The sequence below is a fragment of the Alteromonas gilva genome (genome assembly GCF_028595265.1).
GTDB lineage: Bacteria > Pseudomonadota > Gammaproteobacteria > Enterobacterales > Alteromonadaceae > Alteromonas > Alteromonas gilva.
This window is the reverse complement of sequence record NZ_JAQQXP010000001.1, coordinates 215,843-230,887: the sequence shown is the minus strand read 5'-3', so window position 1 is coordinate 230,887 and position 15,045 is coordinate 215,843. Positions and strand designations below refer to the sequence as shown.

The 15,045-nt window shown below is 52.0% G+C and carries 16 protein-coding genes; 10 read left to right on the top strand and 6 right to left on the bottom strand.

The features are described from left to right. Positions 1–4: 4 nt before the first annotated feature. The 7 genes from gspH to OIK42_RS01065 are packed head-to-tail and all read left to right on the top strand — an operon-like array spanning position 5 to position 5,116. Complete coding sequence (gene gspH, locus OIK42_RS01095) at positions 5–679, top strand: type II secretion system minor pseudopilin GspH (protein ID WP_273637709.1); 675 nt, start codon at positions 5–7, stop codon at positions 677–679. Continuing rightward, entirely contained in the window at positions 670–1,083 is a 414-nt protein-coding gene (gspI, locus tag OIK42_RS01090) for a type II secretion system minor pseudopilin GspI (RefSeq protein WP_374211831.1), read from the top strand. The genes gspH and gspI overlap by 10 nt, the downstream gene beginning before the upstream one ends. Next, positions 1,083–1,700 carry a type II secretion system minor pseudopilin GspJ gene (gspJ, locus tag OIK42_RS01085; protein ID WP_273637708.1) on the top strand — a complete coding sequence of 206 codons (618 nt, stop codon included), beginning with the start codon at positions 1,083–1,085 and terminating at the stop codon, positions 1,698–1,700. Before gspI ends, gspJ begins: the two co-directional genes overlap by 1 nt. After that, positions 1,697–2,680 (top strand): type II secretion system minor pseudopilin GspK, encoded by a 984-nt coding sequence (gspK, locus tag OIK42_RS01080; protein WP_273637707.1) that lies wholly within the window; start codon positions 1,697–1,699, stop codon positions 2,678–2,680. The genes gspJ and gspK overlap by 4 nt, the downstream gene beginning before the upstream one ends. Next, complete coding sequence (gspL, locus tag OIK42_RS01075) at positions 2,680–3,885, top strand: type II secretion system protein GspL (RefSeq protein WP_273637706.1); 1,206 nt, start codon at positions 2,680–2,682, stop codon at positions 3,883–3,885. Before gspK ends, gspL begins: the two co-directional genes overlap by 1 nt. Further along, positions 3,882–4,358, top strand: coding sequence for a type II secretion system protein M (locus tag OIK42_RS01070; RefSeq protein ID WP_273637705.1), 477 nt, complete (start codon positions 3,882–3,884; stop codon positions 4,356–4,358). The genes gspL and OIK42_RS01070 overlap by 4 nt, the downstream gene beginning before the upstream one ends. Continuing rightward, positions 4,355–5,116 (top strand): type II secretion system protein N, encoded by a 762-nt coding sequence (locus tag OIK42_RS01065; protein ID WP_273637704.1) that lies wholly within the window; start codon positions 4,355–4,357, stop codon positions 5,114–5,116. Before OIK42_RS01070 ends, OIK42_RS01065 begins: the two co-directional genes overlap by 4 nt. Here OIK42_RS01065 and yjjX read toward each other — a convergent pair. Then, positions 5,106–5,633, bottom strand: coding sequence for an inosine/xanthosine triphosphatase (yjjX, locus tag OIK42_RS01060; RefSeq protein ID WP_273637703.1), 528 nt, complete (start codon positions 5,631–5,633; stop codon positions 5,106–5,108). The two genes, OIK42_RS01065 and yjjX, sit on opposite strands and share 11 nt — an antisense overlap. Then, complete coding sequence (gene yrfG / locus OIK42_RS01055; RefSeq protein ID WP_273637702.1) at positions 5,630–6,328, bottom strand: GMP/IMP nucleotidase; 699 nt, start codon at positions 6,326–6,328, stop codon at positions 5,630–5,632. Before yrfG ends, yjjX begins: the two co-directional genes overlap by 4 nt. Positions 6,329–6,396: 68 nt before the next feature. Here yrfG and nudE point away from each other — a divergent pair, with 68 nt between their 5' ends. Genes nudE through OIK42_RS01040 form a run of 3 tightly spaced genes read left to right on the top strand, consistent with a single transcriptional unit; the run spans position 6,397 to position 8,362 of the window. After that, positions 6,397–6,966, top strand: coding sequence for an ADP compounds hydrolase NudE (gene nudE / locus OIK42_RS01050; protein ID WP_273637701.1), 570 nt, complete (start codon positions 6,397–6,399; stop codon positions 6,964–6,966). Beyond that, complete coding sequence (gene cysQ / locus OIK42_RS01045) at positions 6,959–7,777, top strand: 3'(2'),5'-bisphosphate nucleotidase CysQ (protein ID WP_273637700.1); 819 nt, start codon at positions 6,959–6,961, stop codon at positions 7,775–7,777. The genes nudE and cysQ overlap by 8 nt, the downstream gene beginning before the upstream one ends. 15 nt (positions 7,778–7,792) lie before the next feature. After that, positions 7,793–8,362: a YceI family protein gene (locus OIK42_RS01040; RefSeq protein WP_273637699.1), complete on the top strand. Its 570-nt coding sequence runs from the start codon at positions 7,793–7,795 to the stop codon at positions 8,360–8,362. Positions 8,363–8,543: 181 nt separating this feature from the next. On the opposite strand, the gene OIK42_RS01035 is transcribed toward OIK42_RS01040, so the two are convergent. The 4 genes from OIK42_RS01035 to OIK42_RS01020 form a co-directional block, all read right to left on the bottom strand. Then, positions 8,544–8,849 (bottom strand): hypothetical protein, encoded by a 306-nt coding sequence (locus OIK42_RS01035; RefSeq protein WP_273637698.1) that lies wholly within the window; start codon positions 8,847–8,849, stop codon positions 8,544–8,546. A 321-nt stretch (positions 8,850–9,170) separates the two neighbouring features. Continuing rightward, positions 9,171–10,823, bottom strand: a complete 1,653-nt coding sequence (locus OIK42_RS01030; protein ID WP_273637697.1) for a diguanylate cyclase domain-containing protein — start codon at positions 10,821–10,823, stop codon at positions 9,171–9,173. A gap of 256 nt (positions 10,824–11,079) precedes the next feature. Further along, entirely contained in the window at positions 11,080–13,050 is a 1,971-nt protein-coding gene (gene mdoH, locus OIK42_RS01025) for a glucans biosynthesis glucosyltransferase MdoH (RefSeq protein ID WP_273637696.1), read from the bottom strand. After that, positions 13,031–14,662 carry an OpgD/OpgG family glucan biosynthesis protein gene (locus tag OIK42_RS01020; protein WP_273637695.1) on the bottom strand — a complete coding sequence of 544 codons (1,632 nt, stop codon included), beginning with the start codon at positions 14,660–14,662 and terminating at the stop codon, positions 13,031–13,033. The genes mdoH and OIK42_RS01020 overlap by 20 nt, the downstream gene beginning before the upstream one ends. Positions 14,663–15,045: the final 383 nt, after the last annotated feature.

The window sequence follows — 15,045 nt, the reverse complement described above, 5'->3', positions numbered from 1 at the left end:
ACCCATGCGCTCAGCCGCCTCCCATGAAACTTTACCACCCGCTTTAACCGCAGGCAGAGCCGCGCGCGGCTTTACCTTACTGGAAGTTATGCTGGTGCTGTTATTAATGGGGCTGGCGGCCGGGTACGTGGTTTTTAATGCTATTTCTACCGATCCGGCTGAGCAGCTCGAGCGCGAAGCACGCCGCCTGCAGGTGGTTATTGATATGGCCAGCGATTACGCCGTCCTGAATCAGCAACAGCTTGGTATCCGTATTGATGAGGAAAACCGCACCTACAGTTTTATGCGCCTCAACGACGAAGACGAATGGCAATTTATCGAAGAGCAAAAAGTGTATGAACCGGTTACGCTCACCGAGCCGTTTTTCTTTACGCTGACCCTCGACGACTTACCCTGGGAAGAAGGCGACCGGCTGTTTGAACGGGACATGTTCGACAACGCCCTTAGTGTTAACGAGCAGGATATCAACGTGGGTGAAGAAGAGCCGCCGCCCCCGCCACCGCAGATCCTGATTATGTCGAGCGGCGAAATTACCCCGTTTAGCCTGGTGTTTCATTATGAGCCTGACTTTTCGGGTAATCAGCCCGCTTACTTTGTGCTTAATAATCGCGATGTACCGCCGTTAGAGTTTCTAGGCCCGCTGGATCAGCCCGACTGGGAGCAAGCGCAGTGGGACTAGCAACTCGCCAATACAAACGTCAGCCAGGGCGGTTTAGTGGCGGCATGACCCTGCTGGAGGTGATGGTTGCCTTGTTTATTTTTGCCATGACCGGCGGTGCCATTATGAAAGCCGCGGCAGAGCACCTGAGCAGCCTGGGGCAAATTGAAGAAATGACCATTGCCACCTGGGTCGCCAATAATCACTTAAATCAGCTGCAACTCGAAAAGCCCTGGCCGATTAAAAATAATGTGAAAGGCCAAACCGACATGGCCGAACGCACCTGGTACTGGCGACAGGTAGTTAAAGATACCGGCGACAGCGACTTTAAAGCGGTAGAGATAAGCGTGGGTTTGCGCGCCGATCACAGCGATTCAATCACCACCGTGGTGACATACTTTGCCAAACCGGTCGCGGGGGCATAATGCGCAGTAAAGGCTTTACGCTGATCGAAATTCTCATCGCCATGGCAATTTTTGCCATGATTGGCCTGGGTGCCACCGCGCTATTATCAACCGTAATAGACAGCGACGAGATCTCCACCGAAAAGTTTGCCCGCCTGCAACAGTTGCAGCGCTTTATGATGACCCTAGAGCGCGACATTCTGCAAGCGGTGCCGCGAGCTGTGCGCATTGAAGGACAGGAAAACAACATAGTATTACGCGGCGGCAGCGAACTGAACGATTCAGACGCGGGCAGTCTGGCCTTTGTGCGCGGCGGCTGGCATAACCCCAAACTGGCCCTGCCGCGCAGCACGCTGCAAAGTGTGGGTTACCGCTTAAACGAACAAAAGCTCGAACGCTTAAGCAGCGTGTATGTGGACAACGTTATTGGCTTTGAGCCTAAGGTGCGGGTGTTACTCGACAACGTCAGCGACTTTACCGTGGAGTTTTATACCGGTAACAGCGGCGATGACAACGAATCGGCCTGGCACGATAACCACAGCAGTGAGGTACTGCCGCGCGGCATTCGCATTACCGTTACGCTCAACGACGTGGGCAGTATTCAGCGGGTATTTGCGCTCACGGAGCTAAAACCATGAGGGTCATTCAGCAACGCGGCGCAGCCCTGTTAATCGTGCTAATGGTGGTGGCACTGGTGGCTATCCTAGCCACCGAGATGGGCGCACGCTTGCAGTTGCAGGTGCAGCGCGCCAGCAATATTAAGAGCAATAACCAGGCTTACTGGTATGCCATGAGCGCTGAGCAGTTTGCCCGTAAGTCGTTGGTAACCTTAATGCAGGAAACCGGCGAAAAAATTCACTTAAACCAACCCTGGGCGCAGGCCTTTGAATACCCCATGGAAGGTGGCGGCATAGAGGTGTATCTGGAAGATATGCAAAGTTGTTTTAATCTCAATGCGTTACCCAATGCGGGGGCGACCGGCTCAACCGGACAGGAGCCTACCGAAGCCATGAATGCCTTTGCCCGATTATTGCAATATACCGACGAAGATATCCCCAGTTATACCATTGATACCGTGCGCGACTCCCTTGCCGACTGGCTCGACGATGATGATCGCATGCGTGCCTACGGGGCCGAAGACAGTGAGTATGCGTCGCGCCCCTATCCTTATCTGGCCGCCAACAGCAAAATGAGCAGCCAGTCGGAGCTGCGTATTGTCAACGGCGTTGAACCTGAATGGCTCGATAAACTGCTGCCGCAGATATGCGTGATCCCCAATAACGAAAAGCTACTGGTGAACGTCAATACCCTCACCGAAGAGCGGGCGCCGGTGCTGGCAGCGCTGACCGGCTTAAGTGTGTCGCAGGCAGCGTCAGTGATCAGTGCTCGTCCCATGGACGGCTGGAAAGACGCCAATGCGTTTTTGAGCGAGCCCGATATTGCAGCACTCAACCTAAAGCAAGAGCAAACCGCATGGTTTGCTGTGACCACAGAGTATTTTATTTTACACACCAAGAGCCGTTACAATGAGGCAAGCTTTGCAATGAGCACGGTGTTTAATGCTGGCACATCAGGCAATATAGCGGTGCTACGGCGCGAATTTGGAGTAATCAGGTAATGGAACAGTTAGTGGTAAGGCTCGGCTCTGACCAGCACGACCCCATTTATTGGGCGGTGTGGTCACCCCAGAGCCAGGATGTTATCGCCAGCGGCGAGTTAACAGGCGCGGCACAATTAAGTGACTTAACCGAGCGCACCAGTCTGCGCAATGCCATTGTGCTGGTCCCCGGTGCCGATGTGCGCCTGTGTCAGGTGACGCTGCCCGGCAAAGCCAACCGCAAACTGCTCAGCGCCATTCCGTTTATGCTCGAAGACGAGCTGGCACAGGATATCAGCGAACTGTTTTTTGCTATGGGCCCCAAACAGGGTAACGAGCAGTCGGTGGCGATCGTCAGTCACAGCCAGATGGCGCAGTGGCTGGCATGGCTCACAGATGCAGGCTTTAGTGCCGAGGCGCTGCTGCCTGACACACTGGCCCTGCCAGACAATACCGATAGTGACTGGGTAGCGCTGGCCATTGGCGAACAGCTTATTGTCCGCCAGGGACTGTGGCAGGGTATGCAGGGCGAGCAGCAATACCTTACCAGCTTGCTGGCGTTTCAGGCCAAACAACAGCCCGAGGTTGTTTCACTCACGGCCCTCACCGAAATCGATTTACATGCCGTGCCCAATATAGAACAGCGCAACGATATTGCCGAATTGCCGCCCATGGGGGTGTTGGCAAAGCACGCTGACAAAGCGTCGTTTTCGTTATTGCAGGGACAGTACAAAACCAAACGGGAACACAATGCCGTTTGGCAGGTGTGGCGCACCCCGGCGATTTTACTGGCAGTGGTGCTGGTGATCAGCGTGGCCGACCGTGCTTTGCAGCTGGTACAGCTACAACAACAAAATGCCCGCTTGAGCGAGCAAATCGACGCCATCGTTGCCCAGGGGTTTCCTGACATTGGCACTTACCGCAATGTTCGCATTAAGATTGAACAGGAAATGCAGCGCCTGGAGCAAAACGGCGCTGGCAGCTCCATGTTAGTCATGCTGTCACAACTGGGGCCGGCATTTGCTAACTCTCAGGTCACCCCGCAAACGCTGCGCTTTGATACCAACAATACCGAAATCCGCATTCAGGCCCAGGGCAAAGACTTTAATGCACTCGATACCTTTAAACGCGGCGCCGAAGCGGCCGGGTTTGAGGTGCAGCAGGGCGCTATCAACAATCGTGACGACAAGGTGATCGGCACACTGGCTATTCGGGGTGCGAGATGAAGAGAGTAAAAGAAAAATTCGCCGCACTGACAGAACGCGAACAGCGCCTGGTGGTGGTATCGGCCATCGTCGTCGCCGTCGGCATTTTTTACTGGGGCCTGTGGGCACCGCTTAATCAGGGCATTACCCAACAAACGCAATTGCTGAGCAGCAATAAGCGCCTGGTTAGCTGGGTTGAGGAACAAAGCCTGCGTGCAGCGCAGCTGCGCCGTACCCAGGGCACCAAGCAGCAGGTAAGCGGGTCACTGCCGCAAATTGTAACTTCGAGCAGCGCAAACTTCGCCCTGACAATCTCGCGAATGCAGCCGCAGGGTGATGAAATTCAGGTATGGATTGACGAAGCGCCCTTTAACAGCCTGCTGTCGTGGCTCAATAATCTGGAACAACGTGGCATTGTTATCGATCAGGTTGATGTGGCCGAAGCCAATGCCCCGGGTATGATAAAAGTGCGTCGACTGGTGCTGACGAAATGATGAAATTTAACTGGCGCTGGGCACTCGGCGCATTGTTACTGTATGTAGTGCTACTGATAATGTCGATACCGGCCGCGCAGGTGGTCAACCGCGTTAAACTGCCCGCTAACGTCAGTATCAGTGGGGTTGAGGGCAGCATCTGGCAGGGTCAGGCTGAACGGGTACAATTTAACAATACGCTGATCAACGATTTGAGCTGGGATATCTCCGGCTGGTCATTGCTGGCCGGCCGGCTGACTGCTGAGCTCAACGCCGGAAATATGCGTGATGCCTCGTCGATTGCTTTCAAAGGGCCGGTCAGTGTTAGCCTGTTTAACCCCACCTCGTTTTCGACTGAGGATTTTCTGCTGTATTTGCCGGTGGCGCGGGTACTGGCCGAGGTCACACTGCCTATCCCGGTTGCCGCCGGTGGTCGTTTTCGGGTGAACGTTGAAGATCTGGACTTTGACAACAGCGCATGCGAAAACATGATGGCGTACGGCGACTGGCTCAATGCCTCGGTGGCCGGTACACAAGGGCCCATCGAGCTGGGCACCTTCTCGGCGAAAATCAGCTGTGCACAACAACAGTTTGTGGTGGATGTGGCCGAGCCCAATGCCTTTGGGTTAACCATGCAGGCGAAAGCGCAACAGGATATGACCAACCTAAGCGTCAGCGGACAGTTTAAACCCGACCCGTCACTCCCGCAGGAAGTGCATGACGCGGCAAAATTCTTTGGCCGTCCCAATGCCGATGGGTATATTGAGTTTAAGCTTTAAACAGATCGCTATGATTGAACCTGGCCATGGTGAGAGTAATGGCCAACTCATACACACTCTGGCGGGTTGCCAGGTTGTTGGTGAGTAAACCAATGGCGCCGCCTTTTTGCTTAACGTTGTCGGTATCAAACAACCTGTCCATTACATCGCCGAGCTCTTCACCTTTGGTCAGCGCCCTGAAAACGCTGACCGGCAATGGCAAATTAGCGCTGCGCCCTACTGACCACTCCGGGCCATTACAAATGGCCACGTAAGCAAACGTGGCCGGGCCATCAGCAAAATTATCCACTCCGCCCTCAATGGCAATGTACCAGTCAGCCGGGTGCGCCCGCACGCAGGCTTTTACCCGGTTGACCGCGCCAAGGCGGGTTTCTGCCTCGGTCATGGGCTGATCAGCCACCTGGCTGGGCGCAGCATAAGCAATCACTTCACAGTCGTCGCAATCGAGGACTTTCTGTAATGCATTAGCCGCGGCATTCACTTTTACCGGGTTTGTTGACCCTACTACAATTTTCATGAGGTGACCTGACCGTTGTTTACCGGATGCTTAATAATGTCTTCCAGCAGGGTACGGTAATCGCTCACCGCAGGATAGCTGTCAATGAGTCGCTCAGGCTGTTTGCTGTCGGGGTTTTTGACCGCCAGTAAATGGCCAATACCAAACTGTTTGGCCGCATCGAGAATAGGCAGACTGTCGTCGACAAACAGCGTGGTGGCCGGGTCAAATCCCAATCGTGCCTGCAGTGCAACCCACAATTGCTGTGACTCTTTGGTAACGCCAAATTCGTGGGTGGAAATCAGCGTATCAATGTGGCTGTCGAGCCTGGTGTGCTCCACTTTAAGTGACAGGCTGTCGGGGTGGGCATTGGTGACCAGTACCACCTCGCGGCCGCTTTGATGCAGCGCATCTAAAAAGGGCAGGGTATCATCGCGCATGGCAATAAGGTGTTCGATTTCCCGTTTGGCCGCAACGATATCCATATCCAGGCGTTTGGCCCAGTAATCAAGACAGTACCATTCAATTTGACCGCTTAACCGGTTGTACTCCTGATGCATTTCCTGGCGACACTCAGCCTCAGACTGACCGGTTTTCGCGGCCAGTTTTCGTGGCAGGTGCTCTAACCAGAACTGGTTATCAAAGTGGAGATCGAGCAGGGTGCCATCCATATCTAACAACACCGTATTGATTTTTTCCCAGGGCAGAAATGGCAAGCGCTTTTCCTCTAAATACGTTAACCTTAAGTCAGACAATATGATAACGAAAGACTGGCCTAAACAACATGAGCAATATTGAAAAGGACAAAACGCTACCGCACATTCATGAGCGCGAAATTGTGGCTGAAAGCCGTTTTTTTCGTGTTGAGCGTGTTGATCTTGAATTTACCAACGGTGCCACCCGCCAGTTTGAACGTATGGCCGGTTACAGCCGTGGCGCAGTAATGATTGTTGCCATTCAGGACGGCGATTTTTTGTTAGTCAGAGAATATGCGGCGGGCACCCATAGCTACGAGCTGGGCTTTCCCAAAGGTCTGATTGATAAAGGTGAGAGTGTGCTGGAAGCAGCCAACCGGGAACTGAAAGAAGAAGCCGGATTTGGCGCCCGCCAGCTCGAAGCCATTCACAAGGTGAACATGGCACCGACCTTTTTTAATGCCCAGATGAATATTGTTATGGCTCAGGACCTCTATCCTGAAACCCTGCCCGGCGATGAGCCCGAACCCCTAGAACTGGTTCGCTGGCCAATTGCTCAGGCAGACGAATTATTAGCCCGCGAGGATTTTATCGAAGCCCGCTGCATTGCGGCACTGTTTTTGGCTCAAAAGTGGTTAAAGGAGCACAACTATGTCTGAGATTAACGACGAGGCGCTATTACAAATCGCCAAAGACGCTGCACTGGAAGCTGGCGAAGCTATCATGCAGCTCTACGACGACGGCGACTTTGAGAGTTACCAGAAAGACGACGAATCACCGGTGACCAGTGCCGACTATAAGGCCAACGAAATTATTACTGATCGCCTTAAGGCATTAACTCCTGATATTCCTATATTGTCGGAAGAAACCAAACATGCCAATCTGCATGAACGCAGAACCTGGCAGCGCTACTGGTTAATCGATCCGATAGACGGCACCCAGGAGTTTATCGCACGCAGCGGCGATTTTGCCGTGAATATCGCCCTGATCGAAAACAATCAGCCTAAGATAGGGGTGATTTTCTGGCCGCCGGGTCAAACCCTGTATTATGCATTAAGCGGACACGGGGCGTTTAAAGATTCGCCCGGCGACAGTGGCCCAATTTCGGTGCGTAAGCTTGATGATCCGGATAACAGTGTGGTTATTCTGGCCATCAGCCGTCGCCAGCCCCGTGAGCGGGTGGTGTCAAAGCTGTGTGCAAAACGCGTTTATCAAACCCTGCCACTAGGCAGCTGCTCGCTAAAATCCTGTTTTATTGCCGAAGGTAAAGCCGACGCATTTATGCGTTTAGGGGTAACCGGCGAATGGGATACCGGCGCGTCACAATGCATTGTGTCGGAAGCAGGCGGCGCAATCTATGCGGCTGATTTTGAACCACTGAGTTACAATCAGCGTAATACACTTGAAAACCCCGATTTTATAGTTCTGGGCGATCAGAGCGTGCCATGGCGGGATATAATCCAATACTAAGGAGTCAGTATTTTTATGATTAAACAATCACTTGTTCTTCTCAGCGGCCTGTTGGCCAGCCCTGTGTTTGCCGACTGGTCAGTGAATGCCGAGCAATCGAGCCTGCATTTTATGTCAACGAAAAATGCACAAGTTACTGAGGTGCACAGTTTCGGGGAGTTATCCGGCACCGTGACTGACGCCGGTCAGCTGACTATCGAGGTACCACTGAGTTCCGTGAACACCTCTATTGCCATTCGCGATACGCGCATGCAGGAAAAGCTGTTTAATGTGGCAAAATTCCCCACTGCCACCTTTACGGCAAGCGTACCTGAAGAATTAATGAGCCTTGATACCGGGCTCAGCAAAATGGCCAAGGTAGACGGCACGTTATCGCTGCACGGCATCGAAGCTCCTGTCAGCTTTAATGTCAGTGTCAGTAAGGTTGCCGACGACACCCTGGTTGTCAGTACCGTGTCACCAACCTTGATTGGCGCAGAAACCTTTGGTTTAGCCGCAGGCCTTGACATGTTACAAGACATCGCCGGCTTAAAGAGTATTACGCATACTTCACCGGTGACTTTCTCGGTGACATTTGAAATGTAGCCAGCGTCCACGCATAGCAAAAAGGAGCAAGTGATTGCTCCTTTTTTGTTTTCTGTGCGATTAGCGAGTGCTGACTCGCTGTGCAATCCGGACTTTTCGGCGCCCAGGGCGAATAGGCTTTTTAGGAATGCGCTCGCCACCGAGCCTGATTATCAGCCTATGCCCACAACGTATGGACAGGTTAATGCCGACCGGACTGATTGTACTCGCGCATCTGCTCACTCAGGATATCCTGGCGTTCATGCATCGGTTTCAATTGCTGCTCGTAGTGGTCGTGCATGCCATTAGCGAAGGAATAAGCCTGATCACAGTCGTCATCATTGGTGGTAAACAGTCCTCTGCACTCAATTTTCACACCAGACTCCACAATCACCATTTCTTTATTGGTGACGCACCCTGTCAGTAACAGGTAAACACCTAAAATACAGAGCGTCCGTAGCCGCGTTGTCTGCAATACCGGTATTGATATCCTTGTACCCACTTGCATTACCTTGCTCCTGCCATCTTTTGATCATGCTCTGTTAATTATAATACACACAACCGCTTATTTCTCAACGATAAGCGTAGGTGGCGCCGCTGGTATTGTGCTTACAGCAGACAAAGAGGCGCGCCTGATATTTGTGTTGTTGCGTTTAATCATTACTAAATCTAACGCTCAAAGTGTGTAAGCATTTACTTTATGTTAAATGCTTGCGGGAAAAACAGGGTCCGTTAGTAACCAAATCAGTTGTAGGCTGTAAGCGGTAAGCTGGTGTTCGCGTTCAACATACCTGTCCACCAGTAATTGTATAAAGGGGCGGCCGCCCGGTTATTCCTCACTGGTCGAATGATAAAGCTGAAATTGCCCCTTACCATTTCGTTTAGCCTGATAGAGCGCTTCGTCGGCATATTTAGCGACAGTGTTAATATCGCGGCTATGGTGCGGCCACCAGGCTGCACCCACACTGCCGCCAATCTGAACATCCTGGTCCTCACCGACATCGGTGGCTCCGGATATCTGTTTAACCGCTCTTGAGCCTAAATCGGCCAGTAAGCTCTCGATATCGGCGCGGCTGCTTTTTACCACCATAACAAATTCATCGCCGCCGATACGGGCCACAATGTCCTCACCACGAATAACGTCGGTTAATCTTTTCGACACCGTTTGCAGCAGAATATCACCGGCGTGATGACCAAGGGTATCGTTGACCTCTTTAAAGCTATCAAGGTCAATGTAGAGCAAGCCAATAGCTAAATTGTTGCGCTTTGCTTCGGGGGTTAAATGCTGCAAATACTCTTTTAAAAATGCACGATTAGGCAAACCGGTTAAAGGATCGGTATGCACAATATCTTCTAGATCGTCAATTTCTTCCCGCTGCGACTTCAACCGCAGCAATAATTCATTCAATGATCTGGATAAGCCTTCGATTTCGAGCGAGGCATGCTCTTCAGGGATTGTAGTTTCATCCTGCAACGTTTTGATTTTATCAGCCGCTCTGGCCAGTCGCACCAGCGGATCAGAGAAGCGCGCCGTAAAGAACCATCCGGTGCCGGCAAATATCAACAGCATAATGACGCCTAATATGGCAATTTTGACTTGCAGTAAATTGACCGGCGCAAACGCGTTTTGCTCCGGCACTCTGACCACGACATCCCAACCTAAACCGGCATACTCTGCATACCCTTTGGTTTTACTCATTGCGGTGAGATAACGGCCATCTGACCATTGGCGAATGTTCCAGCCGCCATTATCTTCTTGCGAGGCATGCTCTAAATCAACAAGACGACTGATAGGCGTACCTATCGATGCTTTGGGTCCCAGTAATATCGTATGACTTTCGCTGAGCACAAAATATTCCAGCGGATAAGCTTTTGTGTGGTTCGACTCAAACATAGACTGCATAACTTTCACAGCCCATTCCCAGCTTAAGTGCATGGCCAGCACGCCCTCCAGGGCGCCATTTTCGCCTCGCAAGGGTGCAGCTACATCAACAAACTTTATGGGTTCGCCCGAGGGATTAGGTAACAGTTTAGAGAGCAATATTGCATCGTGTACATCACCTAACCACAGCTGTTGGCTGCCTGATTGAAACACCGGTCGATGGGCAATATTGACGCCTTCGAGAATGCCCCCCGTAGCAACGCGTACTATGCCCTCACTATTTAATAACCCTATCCACGACGCGACACTGTGCTGCGCTTGTATTTGCTCGAGCTGAGCACGAATTTCATCGTCGGAAAGCTGATTATTGGTCTGATACAAGCTGGTCAGTAGCAATATTTCCTGCACTCTGGCAGCCATATCCTGATCGAGTTGCGCAGCCAGGTGATCGGAGCGCTCAACCATTGATTCGCCAATTGAGTTTCGAATGTACTCTGAGGAAACGCTATAAACGAGCCCGCTCAAAAGCAGTATAGAGCCGCTGACCAATGCCACCACTAACAGTGTAAAACGGGTTTTTAACGACCAACGTCCGGTCATTTGATAGCCTCTTATATAATCACAGGCTTAAGTGTGTCCTTCATTACGAATCAATTCAATCGAAGATTTTAGTTAGTCGCAGCGGATTACCGCATCAGGGCGATTTAATTGTAATGCCGGGGCATACTACTGCTGCCACCGACAGTCGGTATTGCGGCCAGCTCACCATTAACGCGCGAGGCAAGCGCTATTTAGCCGGCCTCAAAGCCGGCTAACGGTATTACTATGCAGCCTGTAAAGCTGTTGCCAGGGGTGGCTAGGTCGCCGTCTGCGCCGCTAGCGGCAGGCGAGTGTCGGGGTACACGGTAAAGTCCTGAATGATCATGGGCCGCCAGGCTGTTGCCGGCAGTGCTGGCACCGATGCATACAGAATATCCGTTTCGCTGTAACTGATATTTGCCATACCGCGGCGAACCCGTTTAAGCGCCCGGCATTCATTCAGTTCATCCTGAATAACAAATATGCCGGCGCGCTTGCTCATTTGGCCTAATGTCGGGCTTGAGGTCAGGCGAATAAGCGGGGCGGCCAGCAGCAGGCCCGATAATACCGGCAGCAACCAGGTAAATAAGCCGGGCGTATAGTAAAAGGTGACACCCCCCCATACCAGCGCAACGAGGGTTGCTACATAACCGCGTCTTAACGATGTTAACCAGGGCACCATGCTACCTTCGCGAGCTTGTGCTTCCCATTTTACCGAGTGCCCTACAAACACGCTGAGCACAAAATAACTGTGATAAAACATCATTAGCGGTGCAATGATAATGGCCATCGCCAGCTCCATTATGCCGCCTTTGAGCAGGCGCCACACGCCGCCAAACTCATTACGACGCTGTATGATTGCCAGCACTAACCCCAGTATTTTAGGCATAAACAACAGTGCGACGGTCATCCACATGGTGGCGAACATGAGACCTTGCCGCGCTATCTGCCAATCGGGGAATAGCTGGTACTCGGCGGAAAAGAACGCCACCGGTGTTAAGGCACGGTAGAGGGCATCGGCAGTACCAAAGGCCAGCACCAGTAGCAGCAGTAGCGATGACATATACGCAAAAGCGCCAAATAAAAAGTGCAAGCGGCTGGTCAGTTTCAGGCCTTTAATGCTGAGTAACCCCAGGTGTTGAATATTGCCCTGCACCCAGCGGCGGTCACGGGTGGCGTACTCGAGCATATTGGACGGTACTTCTTCATAGCTGCCGGTGGTATCGGTAAGCAAATAAGCCTGCCATCCGGCCCGGCGCAACAGCGCGGCTTCAACAAAGTCGTGACTGAGGATTTCGCCACCAAAAGGCGCTTTACCGGCCAGGGTAGGTAAACCACAGTGCTGGATGAAAGGCGCAATACGAATGATCGCGTTATGCCCCCAGTAATTTGCACTGTCGGTTTGCCAGAACGACAGCCCGGTCGCCAGCATTGGACTGTATAAATGCGCTGCAAACTGCACAAAGCGGGCGAAAAAGGTATTCTGACGGACCGGCATAGGGATGGTTTGTATCAATGCCGTGTCGGGGTTTTGCTCAATACGGTAAGCCAGATCGGCCATGCGCTCACCCGACATGACACTGTCAGCATCCAGTACAATCATCGCTTCGTAACGACTTCCCCAGCGCTGACAAAAATCGGCCAGGTTACCCACCTTACGGCCGGTGTTTTGCTCGCGTCGACGGTAAAACACCTGCTCACTATAAATACCTAAGCGCGACGTCAGCGCCTGCCAGGCATTGAGTTCGGCTTCTGCCCTGGCCGGCTCGGTGGTGTCACTGAGCATGTAAAAATCAAACTGTTTGCCATTGCTGGTTTCTGCCAGCTCACGAACACAGGCCTCAAATCCCACCATAATGCGCCGTGTATCTTCGTTGTAAACCGGCATGACCACCGCGTGACGCTGGCATAATTCTGCTCCGGTGTCGGGCGCCGGTAAGGCTTTACGCAGGCTCAGTGGATCAATATTAAAAAGCTTAAGCACGAAACCAATCGCCGCTGTCCAGAACGACATCGCCAGCCAGATAAACAGCAGCATACTAAGGCCCAGTTGCGCGGTTTCCAGCGCGGTAAGGTGATTGGGTTTAAAGATTTCGTACAGGCTCCAGGTCGCCAGACCCGCAGTGGGTAAGACCAGAAGCGCCATCATCAATAACCGTGCGCCGGCGCCAAACGTCTGCAGCGTTGAAGGCACATTGGGCGAGGTATTGCGCGAATTCAAGTGAGCATTATTGTGCATGATAGACATAGTTCCAAACCTCACTAATTAGTTGATTGTCCTGCTGAAGATACACACGCATATCGGCAGGTTGGGCTTTCTGAGGGGTTAGCAAAAATGTGGCGCGCAGCAGATTGCCGTCATTTACCGGGTACACCCGCGCGTGGTGAATTTGCCCCTGGTTAGTTTCCACCGCCAGGTTAAGTGCCTCCGCTTCGATTTTCAGATTTTCGGGGACGGCGAAGTCCACCGCAAAACGGCGGGATTTAACCTGCTTATTTTTTTCGCCTGGCAACACCGCTGCCCCCTGACGGGTGCGAACCACCGTTGCCAGCGTTGATTCTTTGTTGCCGGTCACAGTGTCGAGCTGATAAGCAAAGTAACGGCTTTCGCCAGACAGTAGGGGCTCTGCCGGCACCCAGTACGCCACAATATTGTCGTGAGTTTCCGATTGCGTAGGAATTTCCACCAGCTCTAAACGACCTTCGCCAAAGCCGGTTTTGGGGGTGACCCACAGTCCGGGGCGCTGATGGTAATTGGCCTCGCCATCCAAATAGCTGGCAAAGCGGGTGTCACGCTGGAGCATGCCAAAGCCCGCCGGAGCATTATCGCTTAACGACGTAATTTGCAACTGGGCAGGATTGGTCAGCACTCGCCAGATTTGCTCGCCATTGCTGGTGCGCAACACCATACCATCGCTGTCGTGTACCTCCGGGCGGTAGTCATCGGGTTTTACCGCGGTGTTTTCGCCGTACAAAAACATGCTGGTAAAGGGCGCGATACCCAGTTTGGTAACGTCTTCCCGGGCAAACAACCAGCTTTCTACCTGCATAGTGGTTTGGCGACCGGGCATCACGGTAAACTTGTAAGCGGCGCTCACCGACGGGCTTTCTAAGCGGGCATAAATAATCATTGCATCGCCATCGTCAGGCTCAATCAGCCAAAACGATGTAAAGTGCGGAAACTCCTCACCTTCTGGCATCCCTGTGTCGATAGCCAGGCCACGGGCAGACAACCCATAGACATGCTCTTTACCCACTAAGCGAAAGTAAGACGCGCCCAGAAACACGGCAAATTCATCTTTGTATTGCTTATTTTTAATCGGGTAGTGCACTCTGAACCCAGCATAGCCATCGCTTTCTTTGGTGACTTTAGCAAGCGGCTGCGCCGAACCGGTGTAGTTAAATGATTGCGGGGAAAATGGCAGAGGCTGCGCCTGATTATCGGCGCCAACCGTAAAAATACTCACCGGTTGCTGGTACAAAAATCCGGGATGAAAAAACTGCACTTCAAAGTTATTAACGCCACGCCATAAACTGTCTTCACTATCGAAACGAATTTCACGATAGTTCTCATAACTCATGTCTTTGAGCTCGTCAGCCAGGTTATGATCTGTCATCTCGTAGTCTTGCTGCGCTGATGCGCGGGCATCATTGATGATGCTATGCAAAATAGGCGCTGACGCGGGCGGTAAATTATTTTCCGAGACGGGCTCAGCCAGCGCCATGGCTGAGCCAAATAAAAACATGGTGACGCACGCAAGCATGCGGCGCAGCAGCGCACTACCGCGAAGACCATATTGATGATGATCGTTAGCCGTCAACATTGCTGGTAAAACTAATAACCGATTGGTTGTTGGCATTGTTATCTCCGTTTGATGTAAAGCAGTCGTGTGAAAGTCGTTACCTTGGTACCTTCAGCACTGCTACATGCTTTAAGACCGATGCGAAAAGCTTATGCAGAGGTATTGAGCAAAAGCCGATCCAATCTGGTCTATTCAGTTCAACTGCATTTTTTAGCCACAGAAAAACAATAACTTACACATCAGCTGTACTACGTTTGCTTGCTGCACCGCGCTGTTCCTCTGGTTATCGTGAATGGTTTAATCCCCAAAAGTGTTGCTTATTTGCAACACAATATCACCTAAATAGGTAGACGCATAGCCGGCACTACGCCCGGGCAACAATGCCAGCACAACGATTAGCAAACCTAAACCATTGTAAATAAAAGATAAAAATTATATCC

Bases quoted from the DNA above. Each gene is read 5' to 3' on its own strand.
- gspH (WP_273637709.1), top strand. From the start codon at position 5: ATGCGCTCAGCCGCCTCCCATGAAACTTTACCACCCGCTTTAACCGCA.
- gspJ (WP_273637708.1), top strand. From the start codon at position 1,083: ATGCGCAGTAAAGGCTTTACGCTGATCGAAATTCTCATCGCCATGGCA.
- gspK (WP_273637707.1), top strand. From the start codon at position 1,697: ATGAGGGTCATTCAGCAACGCGGCGCAGCCCTGTTAATCGTGCTAATG.
- gspL (WP_273637706.1), top strand. From the start codon at position 2,680: ATGGAACAGTTAGTGGTAAGGCTCGGCTCTGACCAGCACGACCCCATT.
- OIK42_RS01070 (WP_273637705.1), top strand. From the start codon at position 3,882: ATGAAGAGAGTAAAAGAAAAATTCGCCGCACTGACAGAACGCGAACAG.
- OIK42_RS01065 (WP_273637704.1), top strand. From the start codon at position 4,355: ATGATGAAATTTAACTGGCGCTGGGCACTCGGCGCATTGTTACTGTAT.
- yjjX (WP_273637703.1), bottom strand. From the start codon at position 5,633: ATGAAAATTGTAGTAGGGTCAACAAACCCGGTAAAAGTGAATGCCGCG.
- nudE (WP_273637701.1), top strand. From the start codon at position 6,397: ATGAGCAATATTGAAAAGGACAAAACGCTACCGCACATTCATGAGCGC.
- cysQ (WP_273637700.1), top strand. From the start codon at position 6,959: ATGTCTGAGATTAACGACGAGGCGCTATTACAAATCGCCAAAGACGCT.
- OIK42_RS01040 (WP_273637699.1), top strand. From the start codon at position 7,793: ATGATTAAACAATCACTTGTTCTTCTCAGCGGCCTGTTGGCCAGCCCT.
- OIK42_RS01035 (WP_273637698.1), bottom strand. From the start codon at position 8,849: ATGCAAGTGGGTACAAGGATATCAATACCGGTATTGCAGACAACGCGG.
- OIK42_RS01030 (WP_273637697.1), bottom strand. From the start codon at position 10,823: ATGACCGGACGTTGGTCGTTAAAAACCCGTTTTACACTGTTAGTGGTG.
- mdoH (WP_273637696.1), bottom strand. From the start codon at position 13,050: ATGTCTATCATGCACAATAATGCTCACTTGAATTCGCGCAATACCTCG.
- OIK42_RS01020 (WP_273637695.1), bottom strand. From the start codon at position 14,662: ATGCCAACAACCAATCGGTTATTAGTTTTACCAGCAATGTTGACGGCT.